Below are 25236 nucleotides of genomic sequence, written 5' to 3'. Positions count from 1 at the left end.
TTTCCACGGCCGGCGTGGGTATGGCCACAAGCGAGTCGGGCGCCGAGCCGCGACTCGACCGGGCCCTTTCCGTGACACCCGGTCGAAGCCGGACGAACCGCACCGGCCGCTCGGGATCGGCTGCGCAAGATCGCGAGCAAAGTACCGGGGGGATCGCCGCTGAAGCCAACGCAAGGGTGCGACGGAACATAATCGTCGCTATTCAGCCATGTCCTGGCTGAATCCAGATGGGTTGCACCGCCCTTCGCCGTACCCGGCGCTCGCCGTACCTGCCTTGCGTGCCCGACGACCGCACCGGATACCGGAGCGCCCACCCGGATACCGGGAACCGCGCGCCGGAATCGGCATGCATGCGGACATGCCGCAGCGCCCGACCGACGTACCGTGAATACGGTTGTCAGCGGGCACCGCAGCACATTTTCATGACCGGCACGAGCCGGTTCAGGACGCGAGTACCTCGTCGAGCAGAGCCTCGGCCTTGTCCTCGTTCGTGTTCTCCGCGAGAGCGAGCTCGCTCACCAGAATCTGGCGGGCCTTGGCCAGCATTCGCTTCTCGCCCGCGGAGAGTCCGCGCTCGCGCTCGCGACGCCACAGGTCGCGAACCACTTCGGCGACCTTGATGACATCGCCGGAAGCGAGCTTCTCCAGATTTGCCTTGTAGCGCCGGGACCAGTTCGTCGGCTCTTCGGCATACGGCGCACGCAGCACCTCGAAGACCCGGTCCAGCCCCTCCTGCCCGACTACGTCGCGCACACCCACGAACTCCGCATTGTCCGCCGGCACACGGACCGTCAAGTCGCCCTGGGCGACCTTGAGCACCAAGTAGGTCTTGTCCACGCCTTTGATCTGGCGAGTTTCGATAGCCTCGATCAGCGCGGCCCCGTGATGGGGATAGACCACGGTGTCGCCAACCTTGAACGTCATGTGACAGGTACCCCTTCCGTGGCTATCAAGGGTAACACGAGAACAGCTTCTCCTGAATGGCGTTTTCGCAGGTCAGGGCATATCTCGGGGCTTGACAACAGCGACACGTACGTGCTGCGGAAGGTTCACGGAAGCCGGTATTCGCAGGTCGGAGCGGCTGCGCAGGCGGGACGAAACGTGCACCTCACGCACCCCGGAACCCCACTCTGAAGTGGTCGAACGTCCCGTTTTGTCGGGTTCTCGATGCCAAACTTTCCCCACTTCGTTCGAAGATCGCTCACCCGTACAGATGTATGCGCGGAGGTAAGCGGAGGTAAGTGGTGTCGTTCAATGGAATTGATCGACACTGCGCCGTGATCACTTATGCGCACGGAATGCGCCACCCTCATGAATTGATCACCGGCAATATGTGAACGCCATGTGTCGGCGCATGCGGACCGCGCACGGTGATCGGATGCGGGGGCACGCGATGACCGGATGCGGCGACCGGATGTGTGTGCCTGTTGCTCCGACGCAGATGCCCGTCGTTCCGATGCGACCGCCCCGCAGCCCGGTTGCGTCCGCCCCGCGCAGCCGGGCACGGCCGCCCGGTACGTCCGCTCGCGGCTTCCCCTCGCCGCGAGCGGACGCGCCGCTCCGAGGGCGGTGCCGGCAACGGCACCGTCGGCCCGGGGACACGCCTCGGGAGCGCCGGGGGCGGAAGTGCGGAGCGGGTAAGGGGCGGGTCGGGTGCGGGGCGGGCGAGGCGGCTCGATAGCCTAAGGCCGCTGACACACACTTAGGGCGGCTTTACGCCGCTCGCAGGGCGACCCCGCGTCGCTCGACCACCCGTCCGCAGTCCGATCGTTCAAGGAGTTGCCGCCGCCGTGAGCCGCAGCCTTCGACACGGCGCCCTCGCCGCCACAGCCATCGTGTTCTCGATCGCCTCGCTCACCGCGTGCGGTGCGGGCAATGACGCAGCCACGCTCCAGATCAAGCCGGACAGCGCCGCCACCACCTCCGGTGACATCAGCATCCAGAACGCGAACCTGATCACCCAGCCCGAGCGAAACGCGGAGGGACCGGCCGTGGTCTCCGCCACGCTCTTCAACAACGGCACCAAGCAGCAGACCCTCGACTCGGTCACCCTCCCGGGCACGAACGCCACGGTGAAGCTGCACGCCGCCGAGGGCAGCGGCCCCGTCGTCGTCCCGGCCGGCGGCAGGGTGATCATCGGCGGCAAGGGCAACGCGTCCGCCGTGATCGAGAACGGCCGCGAAGCCGCCCCGAACGGCAGCGTGCAGAACGTCGTCTTCAAGTTCAGCTCGACCGGCGAGGTCCCGCTCGGCGTGTTCGTCGTCCCGGCGACCAGCTACTTCACGGACTTCGGCCCGAGCTCACTGCCGACGGCTCCCTCGGAGAAGCCGACCTCGCCGGCCACCACGCCGACCGGCTCCACGACGCCGGGCGCCCCGGGCGAGGCCCACTCCGAGAACGACACGCCCGCCCAGGACGACGCCGAGGCCGACGCCCCGTCGGGCGACTGACCGGACGGGCTCACAGGGACACGTCGGCACCCGCAGCTGATGGGTGCCGGTCCCTGGCAGTCGCACGGGAACGTGAACGGCGGAGGGCGCCCCCCGAATCGGGGGGCGCCCTCCGCCGTCGTGTACCGCCGTGGTCTACGGCTCGAACTTGTACCCCAGGCCGCGGACCGTCACCAGGAAGCGCGGCGCGCCGGGGTCCGGCTCGATCTTGGCCCGCAGGCGCTTGACGTGGACGTCGAGGGTCTTGGTGTCGCCCACGTAGTCGGCGCCCCAGACCCGGTCGATGAGCTGCATGCGGGTCAGCACACGGCCCGCGTTGCGCAGCAGCATCTCCAGCAGGTCGAACTCCTTGAGCGGCAGGTCGACCTTGCCGCCCGCGACCGTGACGACGTGGCGGTCCACGTCCATGCGGACCGGGCCCGCCTCAAGCGCTGCCGGGGTGACCTCCTCCGGCTCGCCCCGGCGGCGCAGCACGGCGCGGATGCGGGCGACCAGCTCCCGCGAGGAGAAGGGCTTGGTGACGTAGTCGTCGGCTCCTATTTCCAGGCCGACGACCTTGTCGATCTCGCTGTCCTTGGCGGTGACCATGATCACGGGGACGTTGGACCTGCTGCGCAGCTGACGGCAGACCTCGGTGCCGGGCAGGCCCGGCAGCATCAGGTCGAGCAGTACGAGGTCGGCGCCGTTGCGCTCGAACTCGTCAAGACCGTCCGGTCCCGTGGCCGCGACGGCGACTTCGAAACCCTCCTTGCGGAGCATGTAGGACAGGGCGTCGCTGAAGGACTCCTCGTCCTCGACGACAAGCACTCGGGTCACGGAAGGACCTCCGGGGCAGGGATGGGTTCAAGGGTGTCGGGGTGAGCGGGTCCGTAAGGGCCCTCGTCGCCGTCGGCGACGAGCGGTCCGCCCGAGCTGCGGTCCCGTTCCCGTGCGGGGCCCGCTTCGGGCAGCCGCAAGGTGAAGGTGGAGCCCTGGCCCTCCGAGCTCCAGACCGTGACCTCCCCGCCGTGCGAGGCGGCCACGTGCTTGACGATGGCGAGGCCGAGGCCGGTGCCACCGGTGGCCCGTGAGCGGGCCGGGTCGACGCGGTAGAACCGTTCGAAGACCCGCTCGCGGTCCTTCTCCGAGATGCCGATGCCCTGATCGGTCACCGCGATCTCGATCTGGTCCCCGCCGGGTACGGACACACGCCGGGCGGCGATGCCCACTCGGGTACGGGCGGGGCTGTAGTTGACGGCGTTCTCGACGAGGTTGCCGAGCGCCGCGGCGAGCTGACCGCGGTTGCCCCATATACGGAGCTCCGCGGTGCCGCCCGCGGCCATGGTGATCTGCTTCGAGCCGGCCTGCTGGCGGCAGCGGTCGATGGCCTCGGCCACCAACTCGTCCACGCGTACCGGCTCGGCGTCCTCCAGCGGGTCGTCGTTCTGCACCCGGGAGAGGTCGATGATCTCCTGCACGAGGTTGGTCAGCCGGGTCGCCTCGATCTGCATCCGCCCGGCGAACCGCTCGACCGCCTCCGGATCGTCGGAGGCGTCCAGCACGGCCTCGGAGAGCAGCGAGAGCGCACCGACCGGGGTCTTGAGCTCATGGCTGACGTTGGCGACGAAGTCGCGCCGTACCGCCTCTATGCGGCGGGCCTCGGTGAGGTCCTCGACCAGCAGCAGCACCAGCCGGGAGCCCAGCGGGGCGACCCGGGCGGAGACCGCGAGGGCCTCGCCGCGGCCGGTGCCGCGGCGAGGCAGGTCCAGCTCGACCTGCCTTATCTCGCCGTCCCTGCGGGTGTCCCTGGCCATGTTCAGCATCGCGTCGACGGCGAGCCGTCCTCCCCTGACCAGCCCCAGCGCGTAGGCGGCGGAGCTGGCCTTGACCACGCTGTCGCTCTCGTCGAGCACGACGGCGGAGGAACTGAGCACGGACAGGACCGTGTCCACACCGGGAGGAAGAGCCGCGTTGTTGTCGGGCCGCAGAGAGGTTCGCGTCGGCTTCTTCTGGTCGCGCTCGCTCCAGCGGAACGCGAGCATGGCGATCACGCCGGTACACGCACCGCCGATCGCCGCAGCTGCGGCGACTGCCGCGTTCACGTCCATACGTCAAGGTTATGCGGGTCCGGGAGGTCTCTCCCAGCCATCCGGGTGCCTGTCCGAACACTCGTCGCCCAGAGTTCACCGAGGAGCAAGGGACGGTTCACTTGGGCGGCCGGAAGCGGACGCGTACGCCGCCCAAGGTGGCAACGTGGGGCTCACAGCCTGCCCCGGTATTGCACAGAAGACTGGAGAGGGACTTCCATGCGTGACGCCTACCACGAGGAACTCGACTCGATCGGCGAAGGGCTGGTCGAGATGGCCCGGCTCGTCGGGTCGGCGATCGGCCGGGCGACGACGGCCATGCTCGATGCCGATCTCAAGCTCGCGGAGAGCGTGATCGCCGCGGACCAGAAGGTCGACGACCTCCAGCACGACCTGGAGGCCCGGGCCATAGCCCTGCTCGCACGCCAGCAGCCGGTGGCGACCGACCTGCGCATCGTGGTGACCTCGCTGCGGATGAGCGCCGACCTGGAGCGCTCGGGCGACCTCGCCCAGCACGTCGCGAAGCTCGCCCGGCTGCGGTTCCCGGAGTCGCCGGTGCCGCACGACCTGCACGCGACGATTCTGGAGATGGGGCAGCTGGCCCAGCGCCTGATGGCCAAGGCGGCCGAGGTGATCATCACGAAGGACGTCGATCTGGCCCTCCAGCTGGAGCAGGACGACGACGAGATGGACCTGCTGCACCGCACCCTGTTCCAGCACCTGATGGACGACCGCTGGAAGCACGGCATCGAGACCGCCGTCGACGTGACGCTCCTCGGCCGCTACTACGAGCGCTTCGCGGACCACGCGGTGTCGGTCGCCAAGCGTGTGGTCTATCTGGTGACGGGCGAGCACGCCGACGAGATCCAGCAGCAGGCCCCGGTGGAGGGCGCGTAAGGAGGGCGCGCAACCGGACGGGGTGCCCGGCGGAAGTCCCGAGGAGCGAACAGGTCCGGATGCGGGGCGGCGTGCGCGGTCGCATTTCGATCGCACACGCGTTCTGCACGTGTGCGCCGTTGATGCGCCCGCCCCTGTGGGCGTCCAATGGGATGGGGCGGCGCGCCTTGTCCGTACGCCCCGGCCGTGCGTACGTCGTCGCTGTCGGCGCACGGCCTTGTCGTACGCCTTGAGGAGGAACCATGGCCGATTCCCCCACGACCGACCCCCGGCAGGAAACCCCCGCCGACGTGGTGCACCTGCCCCTGCTCGGCGCCTGTGGCTGCGGCTCGGGCTGCGGCTGCGGCTGCCAGTCCGGCGCTCCGTGCCAGTGCGGCGGCTGCTGCGGCTGACCGAGGCCGCCCAGCAGTGACGGGCGCGCGCCCCGCGCGGAGTGATTACGTCTCCGCGCGGGGCGCCGCTGTGTGTGCCACAACCGTGTGTCACAGCCGTGCGAGTCGGGGCCGCGTGCGCCGGGGGGGCGAATGGCTGTGGGCCTGTGCGCCGTGGGCATGTGGGCCGTGACTTCATGGGCCGTGGCCGTACGCACGCCCCGCATGTGTCATGGGACATGCGTCACAAAACATGTGCCGCGTCGCGCCCTGTGCGGCACGCGCTCAGCCGCTCTCCACGGACGTGTGCTCGGACACCGACGGGGCGGCCGACCCGTTTCGCGCGCCTCCCTCGCTCCCGACGCACTCGACACGCCCGACGCTCTCGACACGCTCGGAACTCCCGGCGCTCCCGCTCCTGCCGTTCCCCGCCCGGACGCCCGCCGCCGCGGCCCCGCCGTCGAGCGTCGCCGGGGGCTCCTCCTGAAGGTTCCGCATCAGCAGCCAGTACCCGAGCGCGGCACCGGTGCCCAGCACCGCACACGCCCCCCACAGCCACTGCGCCCCGAAGCGGTCGATGACCTGGCCCGACATCAGGGGCGCGACCAGCGCTGCGGCGGACCAGGACATCGTGTACATGCCCTGGTACCGGCCGCGGCCCTGGGCCGGCGAGAGCCGGACGACCAGGCCGGTCTGGATGGGCGAGTTGACGATCTCGGCGATCGTCCAGACGCAGATGCTCAACGCGTAGACGGCGACGGACCCGGCGAACGCTGTCAGCCCGAATCCGTATCCCGCCAACAGGGAGGACACGACGAGCAGCCGACGGGCGTCCCGGTGCTCGATGAAACGGGTGACCGGGATCTGGAGCACCACGATCAGCACACCGTTGACGGCGATGGCGGTGCCGAAGTCGGAGCTGGAGAACCCGTCCGCACCCATGGCCACCGGCAGGCCCACATATCCCTGCTGGAAGATCAGAGCGATGACGAAGGACAGCCCGACAACACTCATGAACCGGCCGTCGCGCAGCACGGTGGAGAGCCTCACCTCGCCCGCACGCCCGGCGGCCGCCCCGCCGGCAACCGTCCGGCCGGGAGCCCCGTCCTTCCCGGGCCACGTCTCGGGCCCGGGCCGCGACTCGGGCACCTTGACGAAGACGACGACGGCACAGATCAGCGTCATCGCGGCCTCGCCCAGGAACCCGGCGAGATAGCTGTACTCGGCGACGAATCCGGCCCCGGCCGACGAGACGGCGAAGCCGAGGTTGATCGCCCAGTAGTTGAGCGAGAAGGCCCTCACCCGGTCCTCGGGCCGCACGATGTCGGCCATCATGGCCTGGACGGCGGGCCGCGAGGCGTTGCTGGCCATGCCGACGACGAAGGCGACGGCGGCGATCGCCACCGGATCGACCATGAATCCGAGCACGGCCACGGACACGGCGGTCGAGGTCTGTGCGATCAGCATGGTGGGCCGACGCCCCAGCCGGTCCGTCATCACCCCGGCCCCGAGCGCGGACACGACCCCGCCGAGCCCGTGCAGCGCGGCCACCAGACCGGCGTACGAGGCAGAGTAGCCCCGCTCCAGGGTGAGGTAGAGCGCCATGAACGTGGCGACGAACGCTCCCAGACGGTTGACCAGCGTGCTGGTCCACAGCCACCAGAACTCCCGGGGGAGCCCGGACACGGACTCCTGTAGAGCCCGTCTGACACCGGTGACAGACATACGGAATCCCCCAGGGAAGTACGACGGAGCGAACACCACCGGTAAGAGGCCCGGCAGCGATCCGAACATTACGGTCATCGGATTCCGGATCGCCAGTCGATTGACGCGCCCCGTCAATCGACGCGCTCCCGCCCCGCCCCGAGCGCGCACCGCCCCCGTCCGCCCCGGCTCCGAACCCGGCGAGGGACTCCGGCCCGGTCCCGGCCAGGGACCGAGTCCGCCCTGGTCAGGGGCCTGGACAGGTGTTGCCCCACCCCCGGCCGTCCGCCCTGTGACCGTCCGCGCGGCGCTCGCGGGGCTTCGATTACGCTCGGAGCCATGGCCGACGCACCGTACAAGCTGATCCTCCTCCGTCACGGCGAGAGCGAGTGGAACGCGAAGAACCTGTTCACCGGTTGGGTGGACGTCAACCTCACGGAGAAGGGCGAGAAGGAGGCTGTCCGCGGCGGTGAGCTGCTGAAGGACGCCGGTCTGCTCCCCGACGTGCTGCACACCTCCCTCCAGAAGCGCGCCATCCGCACCGCGCAGCTCGCGCTGGAGTCCGCGGACCGCCATTGGATCCCCGTCCACCGCTCCTGGCGCCTGAACGAGCGCCACTACGGCGCCCTCCAGGGCAAGGACAAGGCGCAGACGCTCGCCGAGTTCGGCGAGGATCAGTTCATGCTCTGGCGCCGCTCGTACGACACCCCGCCGCCCGCCCTTGAGGACGGCACCGAGTTCTCCCAGAGCGACGACGCCCGTTACGCGACGATCCCGCCGGAGCTGCGCCCGCGCACGGAGTGCCTCAAGGACGTCGTCGTCCGCATGCTGCCGTACTGGTACGACGGCATCGTCCCGGACCTCCTGGCCGGCCGCACGGTCCTGGTCGCCGCCCACGGCAACAGCCTCCGGGCCCTCGTCAAGCACCTCGACGGCATCTCCGACGCCGACATCGCGGGCCTGAACATCCCGACCGGCATCCCGCTCTTCTACGAACTGGACGCCGACTTCCGCCCGGTGAAGCCGGGCGGCACCTACCTCGACCCGGAGGCCGCGAAGGCCGCCATCGAGGCCGTGAAGAACCAGGGCAAGAAGAAGTAGCCGCTGGGCTCCGACAGCCGCCGTCCGTGGTTCGCCGCGGGCGGGGGCTCGTTGTCGTACGCGGCCGGCCCGGGCGGGAGGCGTCGCGCGTGGCGTCTCCTCCGGTTCTCCGTCGGACCTCCGCCCGTCCCCGTCCGGGAGTCAGTCGAGGCCGCCGAGCTCGGCGGCGAGCTCCGCGTCGCGCATGCCCGGCAGGGCGTACCCCTCGTTCTCGTCCCACGGGACGTCGACGTCGTCCATGTGCACGTGCCACTCCGCTCCGGCCACGGCGCGGCGCAGCTCGGTGACGGAGTCGAGCACGTGGGTGAGCACCGGCAGCCATCTGTCCGGATCGCTCGGCAGCTTGGTGGATCCCGCGAGGATCTCGTCGTCCTCGTCGCCGCCCAGGTCGTAGAGATAGAGGTCTTCCTCGTCGTCGTACGGGAACGACGCCGTGCGGGCGGCGACGACACGCTCGACCGCGGCGGTCTCGGGGCCGGTCAACGGCTCTGACCGACGGGCGCTGTAGTAGACGGAAACGCTCATGGTCCGAGCGTACGACGGGGGTGTGACAACGCCGGGCGGGCGAACGGGCGGAGAGAGAGACCGGGGCGGCTCCGGGGCCGGGGGCAGCTACTGGACCGGGAGCGGTTCCAGGGCCGGGGCGGGGGTGCGGGGCACGTCGGTGGTGGATCCGGCCGGTGGCCGCGTGGTCGCGCCCCGGCCGCGGGGGTCTTCGCTCCTATCCCAACGCCTGTCCCACGCGCGCCGCGAGGGTGTTCCAGGGGCGGCACGGGACGACCGGCAGTCCGTGGTGGGTCGCCTGGGCCGCGAGCCAGTGCGAGTACGCGGCGCTGACCTGAGCCCGGTGCCGCTGCTCGCCGTTGCCCGGCTCCCGGGAGGCGTAGTTGGCGGTGATCCGGTCCAGGTCCTCCTCGTGCAGGAACACCGCCCGTACGCGGCGACCGGAGCCGGCGCCGCGGTTGATCGCCGTCGCGGCCACGGCCGGGGTGAGGTAGTCGCCCTCGATCACTGCGGGGGCGTCGACGGTCAGGCGGTTGTCGACCACGCCCAGCACCGCGGGTTCCAGGGCACGGGCGGTGGCGATCTGGAGGCCGAGCACCTCGTCGACAGCGAGCCCCGAGGTGTCGGGGATGTCATCGAAGTGATGGACGGCGGGGTGGTGTTCGGCCGTCGTCATCGCCTCGACGGCGCTGACCACGTCGTCGAACTCGACCACGAACGCCGTGTGTTCGGCCGCGAGCCGCGCGGCCAGTCGGCTCTTGCCGATGCCTGACGCCCCGCCAATCAGCAATATGTCCCATGATGTTCCTGTCACGGAACGAACGTACCGTGCGGTCTCCGGGCCCTACCCGGCGCCTGGCGCTACCGTGAGGCCGAGCAACGGTCCGTGTGCGGACGGGCGTCCACCCGTGCGGGGTCGTAGCCGTGCGGGGTCGACACGGGCCCCGGGCGGGCCGTGCGCGGAGAGCAAGGAGAGCGGGGAGAGCAACCATGGGCGAGCCCCTGAAGACCTTCGTCGGCGGCGCCGAAGTCGACGTGCCCAACAGCATTCCGGCCATCCGTGCCGCGCTGCCCGAGGAGAGACGCGAGGAGTTCGACCGCGCCATCAATGACGCCGGGGTGGGCGAGATCCAGGCGGTCATGCGCCACTGGATGCTGGAGGCCGTACCCGATCCGGAGGCCGAGAAGATCCTGGACCGACTGGCGCAGGACGAGGCCGAGAGGCGGACCGTCGCTTGAGTTTCCGCATCTCCTACGCCCCGCCCGCCGACGACACCCTGGCCAAGATGCGCGACGGCGAGGTCTTCCGGGACGAGATGGCCCGCACCTTGGGCCGGGACCCGTACGGGCACGGGTCCACCGCCGTCAAGAGCGAGCGCGATCGCCGCGAGGCGACGGTCGCCGGGGCCATCGTGCTCTATTACGTGTCCGGGTCGGTCCTGATCGTCACGGTGGTGAGGCTCGTCCCGCTGCCGTGAACGACCGGACCGGCCCCGGCCCTTCCTTCCGCCCCCCCGCCCGGTCGGATCCGGGCAGCCGTGGAAGGAGCGACCACTACCCGAGCAGCCACGGCTCGACCGGCCGCGGGCCGACCGGCTAGGCCAGCTTCTTGGCCTGCGCCTCGACCACCGCGGTCGGCAGCTCGAAGTCGCCACCGCTGCCCATCGCGGCCAGGTTCATCGAGGAGAACGAGGCGAACGAGGCGCCCTGACGCATGCCCACCAGCTTGAGCTGCATCTTCTCCCCGTCAGCAGCCATCTCCACGGTCCAGGCGGCCGCTTCCTCGCCGCCGGTGACCTGCGCCTCGGTGACCTTGGTGACCTTGTTCTTGGTACCGGCCGCCGTGAACTCGAACCCGCCCGCGCACTCGGTGGCGGCCTTGCGCAGCGCGGCGACCGAATCGGCCGCGCCCGTGCCGTCGTACGAGCCGAGCGCGAGTTGCGTGGTCGTGATGTCCATCGCCGCCTTGAGGATCTCCTCGGGCTTCAGGCCCTCCTTCTTCTTGGGCTCACTGACGACCGTCCGCCTGGTGAACGCCGCGGGCTCGCCGACCTCCGCGCCCATCAGCGCGTTCGCGAGCGGGGTGCAGGCGGCGTTCGCGGACTTGACGTCGTTCTTGGAGACCGTGTCCTTGGCCGCGGCCTTGGCGATCCTGTGGCCCTCGACGTCGCCCTGGGCCAGCGCCGCCTTCTCCAGTTCGGCGGCGGTCAGCGCCTTGGCGGCCGGCTTCGCGGCGGCCGACTCCTTGCCCTTGTCCGCCCCCTTGTCTCCGGAGCCGGAACCGGAGTCCGAGCCCCCACCGCACGCGGTGGCGAGCAGGGCCACACACACCGCGGTGGCGGCAAGGGCGGTACGGCGTATGGCGGTGGGTCGCATGATCCGGATCCGTATCTCTGTGCAGAACTTGGGGATTCGACTCACCTTAGAAGCACATTTCGTTTGTTGATCAATCAAGCTGGGAAAGCGGTGCGATCGTGACGGCGCTGTGATCACGCTGTGAATGAGCTGTTCCTCACCGCGATGCACAGAAATCACGACTCAGGGGGCAAAACCACTCATGGCGAACGACGACGTGACCTCCGTCGTGCTGCGGTCGGTCTGGGGGAGGACCGGATCTCCGCCCTCACACGTCTCACCGGAGGCACCTTCAACACCGTCACCCGGGTCACCCTCACCAACGGCGACGACTGGGTGGTCAAGGTCCCACCGCCCGCGATCGACGGGACCTTGATGAGCCATGAGCGCGATCTACTGGTCAACGAGATCGAGTTCTACACCTGCACAGCCGGTACGGCACCGGTGCCGCGCGTGCTCCACAGCCAACTCGACCCGGCATCGCCGACCGGCCCGTACCTGATCGTGTCGGCACTGCCGGGACGCCCCTGGAGTGACGTCGCCGACGACATCGCCGCCCATGACGCTGCCGCCACGCGCTCCGCGGCGCCGGACGCTTCCGGTCCAGGCGTCGCCGCGCCGGGAGGCTCTGTTCCAGGCACCTCCGCTCCGGGCGCCGAGGAACGTCGGCTCAGGAACGAGCTGGGCAGGATCGTCGGCCGTACGCACTCCCTCACGGGTTCCGGCGGATTCGGCTACCCGGGGCAGGCGCTGGGCCCGCTGTCCGCGACCTGGCGGCAGGCGTTCACCGCGATGACCGACGCCGTCCTCGCCGACGCGGACGCGTACCGGGCCCGGCTGCCGCGCCCGACGGCGGACACTCGCGCGCTGCTCGCCGCCGCGTCGCCCGTCCTCGACGATGTCGCCCGGCCCGCCCCGGTCCACTTCGACCTGTGGCGGGGCAACCTCCTCGTCGACGGCGAGCCGGGCGCCCGCTCCCTCGGCGGGATCGTCGACGGCGAGCGGATGTTCTGGGGCGACCCGGTCGCCGACTTCGTGTCCCTCTCCCTCTTCGCTGACCCGGAGGACGACGAGGATCTCCTCACCGGGTACACCGAGGGCGGCGGACAGCCGATGGTGTTCGACGCGTCCGCACGACTGCGGCTCGCGCTCTACCGTTGCTACCTCTACCTGATCATGCTGGTGGAGACCGTCCCGCGCGGAGTCCCCCGGGAGCAACTGGACTGGACGTGGGGGGAGGTCGGTCCACAACTCGTGCGGGCCCTGGGCGACGTGGAATCGGCGCTGCGGTCGGGGGCCTGAGCCCAGCGGGCCCGGTCCGCCCGGTCGGGCGGTCGGCCGGTCAATTGGTCAGCCGGTTGGACATTTGGGCAGCCGGCCGGTCGAGCGGTCAGCCGGACGGCCGTTCCGCCGGGCGCCGGCGTTCCGGACGTTCGGTCAGGTGCCTGAACGCTTCCAGGTTCCGCGTGGACTCGCCGCGCGACACCCGCCATGCGTACTCCTTGCGGATCGCGCTCGCGAACCCCAGTTCCAGCAAGGTGTTGAACGAGCCGTCGGCCGCCTCCAGGACCGTGCCGAGCAGCCGGTCCAGCTCCTGCGGCGTGACCACGGAGAGCGGCAGTTTGCCGACGAGGTAGATGTCGCCGAGCCCGTCGACCGCGTAGCTCACGCCGAAGAGGCGGAGGTTGCGTTCCAACAGCCAGCGGTGGACCGCCGGCTCGTTCTCGTCCGGGTGCCGGACGACGAAGGCGTTGAGGGAGAGCGAGTGCCTGCCGACCCGCAGCGAACAGGTGGTGGACAGCTTGCGCGTGCCGGGCAGCTTGACGACGTAGCTTCCGGGTTCCGGGCTCTCCCATTCGAGCTCGGCGTCCTTCAGCGCCGCCTCGATGATCCGCGCGACCGGTGCGGCCTCCGCGAGCCGCGCGGTCCCTCCCGGCTGTGCGGCCCGCGCGGTCCGTTCCGACGGCGTGGTCTGCGTGGCCCGCTCCTGCCGGCCGGTCCGCTCCTGCCGTTCGTCCTGCTGCGGCCGCCCGTCCCGCGCCGTCACGTCGGCCATCGTCGCATCAGCCGTCGTCGGTTCCTCGGGTGCGTCAGCCATGGTGCGAGCGTACGCGACGGCGGCGCGCGTGCATCGCGGCCGTGTACACGTCGGCGGTCGCCGACGCGGCGGTGTCCCAGCCGAAGCCCTGCGCGTGGGCCGCCGCCGCCGCGCCCATCCGGGCGACCAGGTCCGGCGCGTCCGCGAACCGGGCCAACGCCTCCGCGTACGCCCCCGGTTCGTGCCCCGGTATCAGGAAGCCGGTGGTCCCGTCCCGCACCGCCACCGGGAGCCCGCCCACGGCCGCCGCGACGACCGGGGTGCCCGCCGCCTGCGCCTCGATCGCGACCAGCCCGAAGGACTCGCTGTGCGAGGGCATGACCAGCACGGACGCGGCCCGGAACCAGTCGGCGAGCTCGTGCTGCCGCACCGGCGGGTGGAACCGTACGACGTCCGCGATGCCCAGCCGCGACGCCAGCTTCTGCAACCCCTCCGGCTTGGCGAGCCCGCTGCCGCTCGGACCGCCGACGATCGGTACGACCATTCGGGTACGCAGCGAGGGGTCCCGGTCCAGCAGCACCGCCACGGCCCGCAGCAGCACGTCCGGGGCCTTCAGCGGCTGGATGCGGCCCGCGAAGAGCGGGATCAGGGCCTCCTGCGGCAGTCCGAGACGGGCCCGGGCCGCGGCGCGCCCGTCGGCCGGGCTGAAACAGTCCAGGTTGACCCCGGGGTGGACGACGGCGACGGAACCGGGATCGGCGGCGTAGAAGCGGATCAGTTCTTCCGCCTCCTCGGCCGTGTTCGCGATCAGCCGGTCGGCCGCGTCGACGATCTGGGTCTCGCCGATGACGCGGGCGGTCGGCTCCGGTGTGTCGCCCTCCGCGAGTGCCGCGTTCTTGACCTTGGCCATGGTGTGCATGGCGTGGACGAGCGGGACGCCCCAGCGCTGGGCGGCGAGCCAGCCGACGTGGCCGGAAAGCCAGTAGTGGGAGTGGACCAGGTCGTAGTAGCCGGGGCGCTGGCCGGCCCACGCCTGCATGACTCCATGCGTGAAGGCGCAGAGCTGAGCGGGCAGCTCCTCCTTGGCGAGCCCTTCGTACGGTCCCGCGTCGACGTGCCGGACCAGGACACCGGGCGCCAGATCGACCACCGGGGGCAGTCCGCCGGTGGTGGAGCGGGTGAAGATCTCGACCTCGATGTTGATCGCGGCCAGGCGCCTCGCCAGCTCCACGATGTAGACGTTCATGCCGCCCGCGTCGCCCGTTCCGGGCTGGTGCAGGGGCGAGGTGTGCACGGAGAGCATCGCGATACGGCGCGGCTTGCGGTGACCGCCGGGGAAGGCCGCGGGGAACCTGAGACGCGGCGCCACACGACTGCTGCCGAGCCGGGAGACGTACTGACTCACGTCGTCCGGTCCTCCTCACTCAGAGCACGACACGGAGGGACCGAGCCCCTCCCGCGGGCGGAAACAGCGGAACCTCTCCTTTCATTTCCGCTTTACCAAATCATTACGAACTTGGCCGCCCGGGCCCGCATTCACATGCCCGTGCCCCGCGCCTCGTGCCAAGCGCCGCGCGCCTCACGCCACGCACCGCGCACTCAAGGCGCGTGGGCACCTCCCGCTGCCGCCCGCCACCCCGGCCCCCCTGCTCACCCGCTGTCCCCTTACTCCCCCGCCACCCACCGCCCGGCAGTCGTTACGCTCGCTGTCATGCGCCCCATCGGCACCGCGACCCGCGGGACCACCAACCCGAACCGGCTCCGCCGCATGGACCGCTGGATCGCCGCCGCCCACGGCCCGGCCCTGCGCCGCGCCGACGCCCCTCTCGCCGTCGATCTCGGGTACGGGGCCGCCCCCTGGACGGCCGTCGAACTGCTCCGGCGCCTGCGCACCGCCGAACCGCGCACCGAGGTGGCCGGCATCGAGATCGCCCCGGAACGGGTCGCGGCGGCGAAGCCGTACGAACGCGAGGGCCTCACCTTTCTGCACGGCGGCTTCGAGATCCCGGTCACCCGGCGCCCCGACCTCATCCGGGCGGCGAACGTGCTGCGCCAGTACGACGAGGGCGAGGTGGCGGAGGTCTGGCGGCTGCTGTGCGCCCGCCTCGCGCCGGACGGGCTGCTGGTGGAGGGGACCTGCGACGAGATCGGGCGCCGGCACGTATGGGTGGCGCTCGGGCCGGAGGGCCCGCGCACGGTGACGTTCGCGACCAGGCTCGGCTCCCTGGACCGCCCCTCCGACCTCGCGGAACGCCTGCCCAAGGCGCTGATCCACCGCAATGTGCCGGGCGAACCGGTCCACGCCTTCCTGCGCGACTTCGACCGGGCGTGGGCCGCGGCCGCCCCGTACGCGACGCTCGGCGCCCGGCAGCGCTGGATCACGGCGGTACGGGCGCTGTCGGCCGACTGGCCGCTGGCGGACGGGGTACGGCGCTGGCGCCAGGGCGAGGTCACGGTGCGGTGGGCCGCGCTCCGGCCCGACGCGTACTGAGACACGCGTACTGAGACACGCGTACTGAGACACGCGTTCTGAAACGCGAGCGCTTGAGACGCGAGGACGGAGACGCGAGCGCTTGAGACGCGCGTACTGAGACATGTACTGAACCGGCAGGCCGGTATGCACGGGGGTCCGCCTCCGCGGCCCGGCGCGTACCGAATTCGCAACCGAGCGCCCCCGGCGCGTGCGCGTATTGCCAACATTTCGGCCCGATCTGTGTGATGGTCGGAACAGCATGTGTGGGCCTCTGTTGCTTTTCGGGACGGCGTGGCACGATCACGCCGTCGACGAAAAGTTACTGACGGTTAATCAAGTACTTTCGGAGGGGGATCACGTGAACCGACGTCACTGTGCCGCAGCCGCGATCACTCTGGTCTGTGCGCTGACCGTGCTCACCGCGCCGGTCGAGGCGTTCGCCGCGCCCTCCCCGCCGTCCCCCGCCGCATCGCGGCACGCGTCGGACCCCAGAAACCCCGTCGGGCCCGGGACCGGGGCGAAGGCGAAGACGAAGAAGCAGTCGAAGGCGTCGGAGCCGAAGAAGAGCCTCGAAGAGGTACGCGAGGAGATCGAGGCCCTCTACCACAAGGCGGGTGCGGCCACCGACGCGTACAACCTCGCCGCCGAGAAGGCCAAGAAGCAGTCCAACGAGATCGTCAGGCTGGCCCGGGCCATCGTCGTGGGCCGGGCGAAGATCACCGAGCTCAAGAACCAGGCGGGCGCCCAGGCCCGCGAGCAGTACCGCAGCGGGGGGCTGCCGCCCGGGGCGCAGCTGATGCTGAGCGACGATCCACAGCTGTTCCTGGACGGGGTGAACCGGGTCCGGGAGGGCCAGCAGGCCGCCCGCGGCGTCCTCGGTGAACTGACCAGGACCCAGCAGAACCTGGAGACGTACAGCAAGGACGCGAGCGCCAACTGGGAGAAGCTCGAAGCCAACCGCCTGAAGCAGGCCGAGGCCAAGAAAGAGATCAAGGAGCAGATAGCGGCGGCGAAGAAGCTGGAATCCCGGCTCGAGAAGGAGGAGCGGGCCCGGCTGCTCAAGCTGGAGCAGGAAGCCGCGTACAAGATGCAGACGGCGTGGCTCAGCTCCGGCGCCTTGAAGGACATCAACCGCGAGGCGAGCGCGAGCGGGAAGAAGGCGTTGGCCTTCGCAACCGCGCAGATCGGCAAGCCGTACGTGTGGGGCGCCGAGGGCCCCGACTCCTACGACTGCTCGGGACTGACGTCGCAGGCGTGGGCCGCGGCCGGCCGGCCGATCCCGCGCACCTCTCAGGAGCAGTGGCGGCTGCTGCCGCGCATCGCCATCAAGGACATGCGCCCCGGCGACCTGATCATCTATCACGACGACGCCAGCCACGTGGGGATGTACGTCGGCGACGGCGCCATCGTCCACGCCCCGCGCCCCGGCCGCGACGTCACACTGGCGGGCGCGGGTTCGATGCGGATCCTCGGCGTGGTCCGCCCGGACAAGTAGGACGCCGCCCGGGGCGGGAGAGGGACGAGAGCCGCCGCACCGCCCCGCCCATGTGCACGGTGGCACCCGTGTGCACGGTCATGCCCGAGGCGCGCCACCCCGCCCGCTTGCACCACCCCGCCCGCTTGCGCCATCACGCCGAAGCGGCCCACCGGCCCGGGACCGCGTGCCTCGCTCCGGTGACCCATCTCACCGGGGTGACGTACGCCACCAGGGTGCTCACGCGCTTCGTGGCGGGCTGGGCCACCGAGCGACTCACATGTTCCGCGGTGACGCGCGCCACCTCCGCGCCCACGTGAGCTTTCTCATGCGCGGTCGCCCTCCCCAGGCCCTCGCCCCGGCGCTCCCCGCCGGATCCGTGACGGGACGCGGCTTATGGCCGGGGCGGACGCGGCCCGTGACCCGGCGCACGACCGGACACGACCGGCGCATGACGGCGGGCGGTCGCGGTACGCCATTCCGTTTCCCCGCCGCGGCCCGCTATCGTCCCGGTCTGGCGGTTCGTCGTTCGTCGTCCCGCCGCACCCTCGGGGGGAGGGAAGGAAACCCGAACCGATGCCCGTACCCGAACCGCAGGAGCAGACCCCGCTCGCTGCGGAGACCTCCCCCGCCACCGGCCTCACCCTTCTGGTGATCGAGGACGACCCCGCGGGCACCTTCACCGTTCCCGAGCTCCCGGCCTCGGCGAGCACCCGGATACGTGTCCGGACCGCCCGCAACCTGACCGAGGCGGGCCGGCTCCTCACGGACGACGTGGACTGCATCCTGCTGGACCTGGCCCTGCCGACCGGCGCCGAGGCACGCGCCGCCCGCGCCGCCCGCGCCGCCCGCGCCGGGAACGTCCACGGAACGACCGGGTCCGCCCAGGGAGCGACGGGACCCGCGGAGGCCGCAGGAGCCGAGGGCGCGGGCGTGGACGCGCTCGCCACGCTCCGGCACGTCCTGCGACTGGCCCCGCGCCACGCCGTCCTCGCCCTGACCGCACGGGACGACACCGAGCTGGCCGCCGAGGCGGTACGGGTCGGCGCCCAGGACTACCTCTTCCGCGGCGAACTCGACGGGCGGCTGCTCAGCCGCGCCATCCGGTACGCCGTCGAACGCAAGCGTGCCGACCTCGCACAGCACCAGCTCACCGAGTCCCGGCTGCGCGCCCAGGAGAATGCCCGTCTCGAACGCGGCCTGCTCCCCACCCCGCTACTCGCGGGCTCCGACCTGCGCTTCGCGGCCCGCTACCGCCCCGGCCGCAGCCGCGCACTGCTCGGCGGCGACTTCTACGACACGGTCCGCACCCCCGACGGAACCGTCCACGCGATGATCGGCGACGTCTGCGGCCACGGCCCGGACGAAGCGGCGCTCGGTGTCGAACTGCGCATAGCGTGGCGGGCGTTGACCTTGGCCGGACTCTGCGGCGACGAGCTGCTCGCCACGCTCCAGCAGGTCCTGGAGCACGAACGGCAGAGTGAGGAGGTCTTCGCGACGCTCTGCGCCGTCGACATCGCCCCCGACGGCCGGCGCGCCGGTCTCTGCATCGCGGGCCATCCCGCCCCGCTGCTCGCCCGGCACGGACGAGCAGCGCATCTGCTCCCGTACGAGGACGGCGGACCGGCCCTGGGCCTGCTGCCTCGGGCCCGGTGGCCGCGTCGGCAGGTGGACCTCGGCGGCTCCTGGAGCCTGATGATGTACACGGACGGGCTGATCGAAGGACGCGTCGGCGAGGGCACCCGACGGCTCGGCCAGGACGGCATGGTCGCGATGATCAACCAGCAGCTGGCCGAGGGACTCACCGGCGAGGACCTGCTGGAGGCCGCGGTCACCCGCGTGCGTCAGCTGAACGGCGACGAGCTGACCGACGACGTGGCGGTCCTGCTGCTCGACCGCGACCAGGAACGGATCCGCCGGTACGCGGGATCCGGCCTGGGCGCGTACACCAGCCGTGGCCCGGCCCCGTACTCCGACCTCTGTTCCGACCACGGCCCTGGCGGCGGACGGAACGGCCGGAGTCCGAACGGTGACCGGAGTCTGAACGGTGACCGGAGTCCGAACGGTGGCCCGAACGGGGCCGGGGGCCGGGCCATGAACATCCCGCGCCCCCGCCCCGGATCGGCCTCACCCACGAACGCGGCGGGCGCCGCGTCCGGTCAGCGCCCGCCGTTGTAAGGCCCGTACGGCCCGTCGCTGCTGGAACCACCGCGCCTACCGCCACCCGAGACCGCCCTGAGCGCGGGCCGCACGTCCACCAGGAACACGATGGACGCGACCAGACCGGCGAGCTGGAGGAACAGCATGGGCACGAAGAGGTTCACGGCGACGGCGACACCGAGGATGATGAGCCAGAAGGACTTCTGCTGCTTGTCGGCGGCCCGGTAGGCGTCCTCACGGGCCATCGCCGCCATGACCAGCGCGACCACGGCCAGGACGAGCATGGCCATGTAAAGCAGCCAGATGAGTGTGCTGAATCCTGTGAGCAACATGGTGTGCACCGCCTAGTCGATGGATGAGCCCCTCGCGGCCAAGGTACCGGGGCAACGTGCCGGGCACCCCGAAAAATGCCCGCCCCGGCCGCCGGTACACGCGGCGGTGCCACGGCACCGCAGCCTGCGGCCCGTGGCACCGGGGGTCCTGTTTCACGCCGGGGTTCCGCTTCGTACCGGGGGTTATGCCTCGCCCCGGAAGTCCTGCCTCGCCCCCAGGGGCCCTACTTCGCGCTCGGCGGAGGCGTCCGCTTGGCAGCGGGCTTGCGCGCGGGCGCCTTCTTGGCGGACGCGGCCGGAGCCTTGCCCTCCGCCCCCGCGGCCTTCGGGGCGGGCGCCGCCTTGGCCTGTCCCGCCCGGCCGGCCGATGCCGTCCGTGAGGTGCCCGTGGTCCCGGCGGACCTGGTACCCGCGGGCCTGGTCCCCGCAGATGCGGCCCCGGCCGGCTTGGCGCCCGCGGACCCGGTCGCAGTGGCGTTGGCGCCGTTCGCCTTGGCCCCGGTCGCGTTGGTACCGGTCGGCTTGGACTCCTTGCGCGGCTCGACGACGACGGCGATCTCGACGATCTCGTCGGCCGTCTCGCCCCGCCAGTTCCGCACGGTCCGCTCGCCGCGCTCGGCGACCTTCTCGTACGTCTCCCGGGCCCGCACCGCGTACTCCGCCGCCACGCCCAGGCTGCGCATCGCGAGGTCCTGGGCGCTCTCGCCCAGCTTCCGCAGATCGCTGTCGAACGCCCCGATCACCTCGCCGACCTTGGCCTGCACGGTGGCCTGTGCCTCCTTGGCCTGGGCCGCCATCTTCTCCTGCACGACCTTGGGGTCGGTGTTGCGCATCGCCTCGATGCGCTCCGGCGCCTCGGCACGCAGCTGCTCGATCAGCGCCGGAACCTTGCGCGCCTGCTCGACGGCGAGGTCGGCCGTACCGGCGGCGAAGTAGAGGGGGGTCGGGTCGGTGAGGGTCTTGCGCAGGTCATCGGTGATGGGCATGACTGTGGTCCTCCCGGATCATCAGACTCAGTGTGAGGGTTTTGAGGGTTTCGACTTCGAAGCCGGGCCGGCGTCCTCCCCGTAGTCGCCCGTGTGCGGGCCGTCGGTGCCGTCACCGGATCCAGGTCCGGGCTCGAAGCCGTTCTCCTTGCGGAAGGCGTCGTAGATCTGCAGCAGCACGCTCTTCTGCCGCTCGCTGATGAACGGATCGGACAGGATCGACGCCCGCGTCTCCGACTCCTCCCGCTCCCGCTCCTCCAGAATCCCGGCCCGTACGTACAGGGTCTCGGCGGAGATCCGCAGCGCCTTGGCGACCTGCTGCAGGACCTCGGCGCTCGGCTTGCGCAGCCCGCGCTCGATCTGGCTGAGGTAGGGGTTGGACACCCCGGCGGCATCGGCGAGCTGCCGCAACGACAACTGCGCGTTGCGCCGCTGTTCGCGCAGGTACTCACCGAGATTGCCGACGTTGAGCGATGCCATACCCCGATGGTGCGCCCACTCGCTAACTTTTGCAAGCACCCGCTTGCAAAAGTGCATCGTGTCACCGGCACGACCGGCACCAACGTGACGCGTACGAGTGACTGGACGCGACCGATGTCCCGTCTCACGCGAGCTGCTCCGATGTCACTGAACCTGGACATATCTGAAGGGTGGTGTCAGCGAAGCTGCTCCGTGCCCGCGTCCCGTTACCTGCCCGCGCTTCCACATCTCAGGGAGGTCGCCTTGTTCGGGTGGTCATCTCAGCGAATCTGCCTTGTCACGGCGTTCAGGTGCCTACGGTCGTCCATCTGCCGTGCAACAGGAGGACGGGATGGGGATCGCCGCGCTCAGAGCGGATCGATCAGGTCGACCTGGAGCCGACTTCGGTCTGGAGTTCACCGGCGCCGCGGAAGGGCGGGTTGCCGGCTCCCTCGCGGATCATTGGGACGTCCGGTTCGAGGACGTTGAACCTGTCCGGTCGTTCCGCTTTGCCAAAGGATCCCGGAACCATACCGGTCTGTACTGGTCAGCGACGGTGCGTCGGCACGTGGGATACGAGTCGTGGCTGGAGCGGGATCACCTGAAGCTCCTGGATTTCGATCAGCGGGTCGTCGGAGTCGCTTCGCAGCCGTTCCGGATGAGCTGGAGGGCAAACGGCACCGTACGGCGCCATACCCCCGACTTCTTCGCGCGACGTGCGGACGGCACCGGGGTCGTCATCGATGTACGGGCCGATGACCGGATCGAGGACAAGGATGCCGAAGCGTTCGCGGCAACCAAGGAAGCATGTCGCCAGGTCGGCTGGGAATTCCAGCGTGTCGGAGTTCCCGATCAGGTGTTCATGGCGAATGTGCGGTGGCTGGCGGGATACCGGCACCCGCGCGTGCACCGCCAGGCGGAGGGACGGGCCTTGGAGGAAGTGTTTGCCGAGCCGAAGTGCCTTCCGGCAGGGGCGACCCAGGTGGGGCGTCCCATCGCGATGCTGCCGGTGCTCTTTCACCTGATGTGGGCCGGCGTTCTGACCGCCGATTTACGCGCAGGTGTGCTACACGAATGACGCTGGTCAGCACGGCCACCGAGGAGCTTCGATGAGCCACGCGCGTCCGGGCGTGTTGCGCATCGGGGACCGGGTGCGGCTGGCAGGGGTGAGGCATACGGTGACCGGCTTGGCCGGAACGTTGGTCCACCTCGCCGATGAGAACGGCGGGGCAAGCGTGGTCAGCCTTCAGGATCTGATGCTGCGGGCAGAGATCGAGCCCGGTCCCGCACCGACGGTTCCGCGTCTGCCAGCAGCCCGGTTCCACGGGCTGCCCAGGAAGGTGGTTGAGGATGCGGCCTGGCGGGAGTCGCACATCATCGAAATCCTGACAGGCCTGCCACCCGACGCAGCTCCGAGCCGGGGGCTTGATGCTGCTGGACTCGCGCATTCGGCTGGTCACTTTAATGATGCCGGGTTCAGCTCCCCGCCTGCTGTCGGAATGGAGGTTGGCGGCTATACATCGGCTACGACGATGTAGAAGGTTACCGCCGCAAGGAAGGGGCCGCCGGCAAGGTGATCCAGCCAGCATTCTGCCTCTTCGTCGGTGAAATACCCAGCAGAAACGGCACGTCGTGTGACGCGCTCCAGTCCAAGGATCTTGTCGGCGGCCTGGGCATCTCGGAACGCGGGGGTAATCGGGATGACGGTGGGGACAGCGAAGCCGGCCTCTGCCGCAAGCCGTGGAAGCTGCCTCCCAATGCGGGCGTTGCGGACGACCTTGTCCGTGACGAACTGGGTGTAGGCGCGCGAAAGGCTGCTGTCGGGATGGTCGACGGTCAGGGTCTCCCAGTCCGGCTCACCCATGACGAGTCGCCCGCCGGGTCGTAGCACGCGGCGAATTTCCCGCAGCGCTCGGGCAGGATCGGCGACGTGTTGCAACACGCGATCGGTACGGGCACGGTCGGCGGTGTGGTCGGGCAGCGGCAGGTCGTGGATGTCGCCAAGTCGTACGGTGACAGCGTGCTGGTCGGTGGTGCGCTTCCTGGCAGCTTCGACCGCGGTCTCGTCGTGATCGACACCGATCACCGTGCCCGTCGCGGTGACAGCTTGAGCGAGCGAGGCGAGATCGGTGCCGGGGCCACAGCCCAGGTCGAGCACCGTCTGGCCCGGACGGATGTCGAGTTCGGCGAGCATGCCTCCTTTGTAGGAGCGGCCGAGGTCGGTCGCAGCGACCCGATCGAGGTAGACGATCGGATCAGGGGTGGCGGTCTCGAACGCTGTTGAGGTCATGGCAAGCAGTCAACCAAACCCCCGAGCCTCCAAACAGAGCAGATCCCATGGCACGGGGCTGGGCAAGGCGCGGTGGGTGACCGCACTCTGCGCTCCACCGAGTTGCGCGACGAGGTCGAAGGCATCAGCCACAAGATGCTCACCCAGAACCTGCGCATGCTGGAGCGCAACGGCCTGGTCGAGCGGCGCGTGCATCCCACCGTGCCGCCGCGGGTCGAGTACACCCTCACGGAGCCGGGCCGGGCCCTGCGAGCGACGGTCGCCGGTATGTGCGACTGGACCCACCGGTACCTCGGTCACATCGAGAACGCCCGGCGCGACTTCGACGCCTGACGGCTGGATCACTCACGTACGCGACTGCCGGGCGGGCCCGAGGCGCTGCTCCGCACCCCGGACGACCGCAGCCCGAGCGACCGCCCCCGGACGACCGCACCCCAGGTGCCCCGCGCCACAGGTGAGCGCATCGCAGGTGACCGTGGCGCGGGTGCACCGCGCCGCCAGTGACGACACGTCGATGTCAGTGGCATCGGCGATGATCGCGGCATGGCCACGACCGCCGCCGCCTGCATGTGGTTCGAGGAGCGTTTCCCCGAACTCACGGAGGCGTACTGCTTCACCTCGGTGCACGGCCTGTCGCGCGCCGAGGTGCTGCGCCGCCTCGAAGGGCGTGAGGACTGTGGCAGCGCCCGGGTCGTCCATGACCCCGCCGCCGCGGCGGGGTCGGCGGACACCTGGCGCGAGTTCAGGATGAGGAACGACGCAGCAGGTTCACCTGCACTCGACATCCGGCGAGACGCAACACAACACAGAACGGCATGGGGCGGCTTCGATGACACATGCTCCGACCGGCGGTACGGACCGTCCCGGCGGGCAGTGTCCGACCCGCCGCCCGCCGACGAATCGAAGAGCGGGAGAAGATCAATGGGTGTACTGACCGACTATTTCCGCGCGGTGGATGCCGCATCGGTCGTCCAGGCGCTTGAGCAGACGGATGGTGCGTCCCCGCTCTACGCGGAACCCTCCGTGTTCGACGGGGTCGAAGCCAAGCGCGTGGATCCGGCCGTCGTCCTGGGGCAGCTGATCGCGACCGTCCAGCAGACCGAGTGGCGGGTGGACCTGGTGGGCGAGACGACCGTGTGGCCGACCTCCCCGGCACCGGGCCCGGAGGGTCCCGAGACCGACGACGATCCCTGGGTGACGGGACCGTGGGTGTCGCAGCTCGATCCCCTGGTACGGGACGCCCTGGCTGGGGTACGCGACTCCGAAATACCGGCCATCGCCGCGAGGTGGGTGCAGGCGGAGGAGTTGGCGGGAGCCCGCGCCGAGGACATGCGGCCGTTGGTCGAATCGCTCGTCCTGCTCGCCAGGCGGGCTCACGACGCCGGTGATCGGCTCTACTGCTGGATGTCGTTGTGAGCTCGTTTGGTACTCGCCCCCTCACGCGTCACGCGTGGCCGCGACGGCGGCGGCCATGAGGTCGGCTAGTGGCTCGTCACGCAGCCTTGGCCGGGTAATCGATCTTCTGCTCGCCGCCTAGCAGACTGTCTCCAAGATCCGATCTTGGAGGTGGTCGTGG

26 protein-coding genes and 2 pseudogenes are annotated in these 25236 nt (G+C 70.4%); 15 read left to right on the top strand and 13 right to left on the bottom strand.

The genetic code is table 11. The features are described 5' to 3' along the window. Positions 1-441: 441 nt before the first annotated feature. Positions 442-924: a CarD family transcriptional regulator gene (locus AB0E67_RS29120; protein ID WP_006380568.1), complete on the bottom strand. Its 483-nt coding sequence runs from the start codon at positions 922-924 to the stop codon at positions 442-444. 866 nt (positions 925-1790) lie between these two features. Between AB0E67_RS29120 and AB0E67_RS29115 the strand changes: the two genes are divergently transcribed. Further along, the gene (locus AB0E67_RS29115; protein WP_362032055.1) at positions 1791-2450 is read left to right on the top strand and encodes a DUF461 domain-containing protein; all 660 of its coding nucleotides are present in this window, start codon (positions 1791-1793) and stop codon (positions 2448-2450) included. A 135-nt stretch (positions 2451-2585) separates the two neighbouring features. On the opposite strand, the gene AB0E67_RS29110 is transcribed toward AB0E67_RS29115, so the two are convergent. Next, complete coding sequence (locus AB0E67_RS29110) at positions 2586-3266, bottom strand: response regulator transcription factor (RefSeq protein ID WP_073789279.1); 681 nt, start codon at positions 3264-3266, stop codon at positions 2586-2588. Beyond that, positions 3263-4537, bottom strand: coding sequence for an ATP-binding protein (locus tag AB0E67_RS29105; protein WP_351525225.1), 1275 nt, complete (start codon positions 4535-4537; stop codon positions 3263-3265). The genes AB0E67_RS29110 and AB0E67_RS29105 overlap by 4 nt, the downstream gene beginning before the upstream one ends. A gap of 198 nt (positions 4538-4735) precedes the next feature. On the opposite strand from AB0E67_RS29105, the gene phoU reads away from it, so the two are divergent. Both phoU and AB0E67_RS29095 read left to right on the top strand, forming a co-directional pair. Beyond that, positions 4736-5413 (top strand): phosphate signaling complex protein PhoU, encoded by a 678-nt coding sequence (gene phoU, locus AB0E67_RS29100; RefSeq protein WP_073789282.1) that lies wholly within the window; start codon positions 4736-4738, stop codon positions 5411-5413. 242 nt (positions 5414-5655) lie between these two features. Then, entirely contained in the window at positions 5656-5805 is a 150-nt protein-coding gene (locus AB0E67_RS29095) for a hypothetical protein (RefSeq protein WP_351628438.1), read from the top strand. A gap of 264 nt (positions 5806-6069) precedes the next feature. On the opposite strand, the gene AB0E67_RS29090 is transcribed toward AB0E67_RS29095, so the two are convergent. Then, a complete protein-coding gene (locus tag AB0E67_RS29090) occupies positions 6070-7509 on the bottom strand; it encodes an MFS transporter (protein WP_362032052.1) in 1440 nt (479 codons plus the stop codon). Between the two features lie 318 nt (positions 7510-7827). Between AB0E67_RS29090 and AB0E67_RS29085 the strand changes: the two genes are divergently transcribed. Further along, entirely contained in the window at positions 7828-8589 is a 762-nt protein-coding gene (locus AB0E67_RS29085) for a phosphoglyceromutase (RefSeq protein WP_362032050.1), read from the top strand. Positions 8590-8730: 141 nt separating this feature from the next. Here AB0E67_RS29085 and AB0E67_RS29080 read toward each other — a convergent pair whose 3' ends face one another. Continuing rightward, positions 8731-9114: a hypothetical protein gene (locus AB0E67_RS29080; RefSeq protein ID WP_362032048.1), complete on the bottom strand. Its 384-nt coding sequence runs from the start codon at positions 9112-9114 to the stop codon at positions 8731-8733. A 196-nt stretch (positions 9115-9310) separates the two neighbouring features. Beyond that, entirely contained in the window at positions 9311-9907 is a 597-nt protein-coding gene (locus AB0E67_RS29075; protein WP_362032046.1) for a hypothetical protein, read from the bottom strand. 176 nt (positions 9908-10083) lie between these two features. On the opposite strand from AB0E67_RS29075, the gene AB0E67_RS29070 reads away from it, so the two are divergent. Both AB0E67_RS29070 and AB0E67_RS29065 read left to right on the top strand, forming a co-directional pair. Continuing rightward, a complete protein-coding gene (locus AB0E67_RS29070) occupies positions 10084-10332 on the top strand; it encodes a hypothetical protein (protein ID WP_073789286.1) in 249 nt (82 codons plus the stop codon). Continuing rightward, the gene (locus AB0E67_RS29065; RefSeq protein WP_073789288.1) at positions 10329-10571 is read left to right on the top strand and encodes a hypothetical protein; all 243 of its coding nucleotides are present in this window, start codon (positions 10329-10331) and stop codon (positions 10569-10571) included. The genes AB0E67_RS29070 and AB0E67_RS29065 overlap by 4 nt, the downstream gene beginning before the upstream one ends. 118 nt (positions 10572-10689) lie before the next feature. Here AB0E67_RS29065 and AB0E67_RS29060 read toward each other — a convergent pair whose 3' ends face one another. Further along, positions 10690-11469 carry a hypothetical protein gene (locus tag AB0E67_RS29060; protein WP_362032044.1) on the bottom strand — a complete coding sequence of 260 codons (780 nt, stop codon included), beginning with the start codon at positions 11467-11469 and terminating at the stop codon, positions 10690-10692. Positions 11470-11589: 120 nt separating this feature from the next. Between AB0E67_RS29060 and AB0E67_RS29055 the strand changes: the two genes are divergently transcribed. Further along, positions 11590-12750 carry an aminoglycoside phosphotransferase family protein gene (locus AB0E67_RS29055; protein WP_362032043.1) on the top strand — a complete coding sequence of 387 codons (1161 nt, stop codon included), beginning with the start codon at positions 11590-11592 and terminating at the stop codon, positions 12748-12750. 88 nt (positions 12751-12838) lie between these two features. Here the strand turns inward: AB0E67_RS29055 and AB0E67_RS29050 are convergent, their stop codons facing one another. Then, complete coding sequence (locus AB0E67_RS29050) at positions 12839-13339, bottom strand: YbjN domain-containing protein (protein WP_362032108.1); 501 nt, start codon at positions 13337-13339, stop codon at positions 12839-12841. Between the two features lie 199 nt (positions 13340-13538). Continuing rightward, positions 13539-14891: a D-inositol-3-phosphate glycosyltransferase gene (mshA, locus tag AB0E67_RS29045; RefSeq protein ID WP_362032041.1), complete on the bottom strand. Its 1353-nt coding sequence runs from the start codon at positions 14889-14891 to the stop codon at positions 13539-13541. A 306-nt stretch (positions 14892-15197) separates the two neighbouring features. Here mshA and AB0E67_RS29040 point away from each other — a divergent pair, with 306 nt between their 5' ends. The 4 genes and pseudogenes from AB0E67_RS29040 to AB0E67_RS29025 form a co-directional block, all read left to right on the top strand. Continuing rightward, entirely contained in the window at positions 15198-15977 is a 780-nt protein-coding gene (locus AB0E67_RS29040) for a class I SAM-dependent methyltransferase (RefSeq protein ID WP_362032039.1), read from the top strand. 340 nt (positions 15978-16317) lie between these two features. Beyond that, the gene (locus AB0E67_RS29035; RefSeq protein ID WP_362032037.1) at positions 16318-17454 is read left to right on the top strand and encodes an NlpC/P60 family protein; all 1137 of its coding nucleotides are present in this window, start codon (positions 16318-16320) and stop codon (positions 17452-17454) included. Between the two features lie 68 nt (positions 17455-17522). Next, positions 17523-17753 (top strand): hypothetical protein, encoded by a 231-nt coding sequence (locus AB0E67_RS29030; RefSeq protein WP_362032035.1) that lies wholly within the window; start codon positions 17523-17525, stop codon positions 17751-17753. A 256-nt stretch (positions 17754-18009) separates the two neighbouring features. Next, positions 18010-19353, top strand: a pseudogene (locus AB0E67_RS29025) (SpoIIE family protein phosphatase); the annotation flags it as partial. Between the two features lie 239 nt (positions 19354-19592). Here the strand turns inward: AB0E67_RS29025 and AB0E67_RS29020 are convergent. The 3 genes from AB0E67_RS29020 to AB0E67_RS29010 form a co-directional block, all read right to left on the bottom strand. Next, a complete protein-coding gene (locus tag AB0E67_RS29020; protein WP_073789351.1) occupies positions 19593-19925 on the bottom strand; it encodes a DUF2516 family protein in 333 nt (110 codons plus the stop codon). Positions 19926-20149: 224 nt separating this feature from the next. Beyond that, positions 20150-20911 (bottom strand): hypothetical protein, encoded by a 762-nt coding sequence (locus tag AB0E67_RS29015; protein WP_362032033.1) that lies wholly within the window; start codon positions 20909-20911, stop codon positions 20150-20152. A 27-nt stretch (positions 20912-20938) separates the two neighbouring features. Next, entirely contained in the window at positions 20939-21391 is a 453-nt protein-coding gene (locus AB0E67_RS29010; protein WP_362032032.1) for a helix-turn-helix transcriptional regulator, read from the bottom strand. Positions 21392-21722: 331 nt separating this feature from the next. Here AB0E67_RS29010 and AB0E67_RS29005 point away from each other — a divergent pair, with 331 nt between their 5' ends. Both AB0E67_RS29005 and AB0E67_RS29000 read left to right on the top strand, forming a co-directional pair. Next, a complete protein-coding gene (locus AB0E67_RS29005; protein WP_362032030.1) occupies positions 21723-22448 on the top strand; it encodes a TnsA-like heteromeric transposase endonuclease subunit in 726 nt (241 codons plus the stop codon). Positions 22449-22479: 31 nt separating this feature from the next. Further along, positions 22480-22908, top strand: coding sequence for a hypothetical protein (locus tag AB0E67_RS29000; protein ID WP_362032028.1), 429 nt, complete (start codon positions 22480-22482; stop codon positions 22906-22908). Here the strand turns inward: AB0E67_RS29000 and AB0E67_RS28995 are convergent. Further along, positions 22884-23660, bottom strand: a complete 777-nt coding sequence (locus AB0E67_RS28995; protein ID WP_362032026.1) for a methyltransferase domain-containing protein — start codon at positions 23658-23660, stop codon at positions 22884-22886. The two genes, AB0E67_RS29000 and AB0E67_RS28995, sit on opposite strands and share 25 nt — an antisense overlap. A 69-nt stretch (positions 23661-23729) precedes the next feature. Here AB0E67_RS28995 and AB0E67_RS28990 point away from each other — a divergent pair. Next, positions 23730-23993, top strand: a pseudogene (locus AB0E67_RS28990) (winged helix-turn-helix transcriptional regulator); the annotation flags it as partial. A 210-nt stretch (positions 23994-24203) separates the two neighbouring features. Continuing rightward, a complete protein-coding gene (locus AB0E67_RS28985; protein ID WP_362032024.1) occupies positions 24204-25076 on the top strand; it encodes a DUF6461 domain-containing protein in 873 nt (290 codons plus the stop codon). The last annotated feature ends 160 nt before the right edge of the window (positions 25077-25236 follow it).

The sequence above is a fragment of the Streptomyces sp. NPDC032161 genome, from assembly GCF_040636995.1.
Taxonomy (GTDB): domain Bacteria; phylum Actinomycetota; class Actinomycetes; order Streptomycetales; family Streptomycetaceae; genus Streptomyces.
Note: the sequence above shows the minus strand (reverse complement) of the source record. Positions and strands in the feature narration are given on the sequence as shown.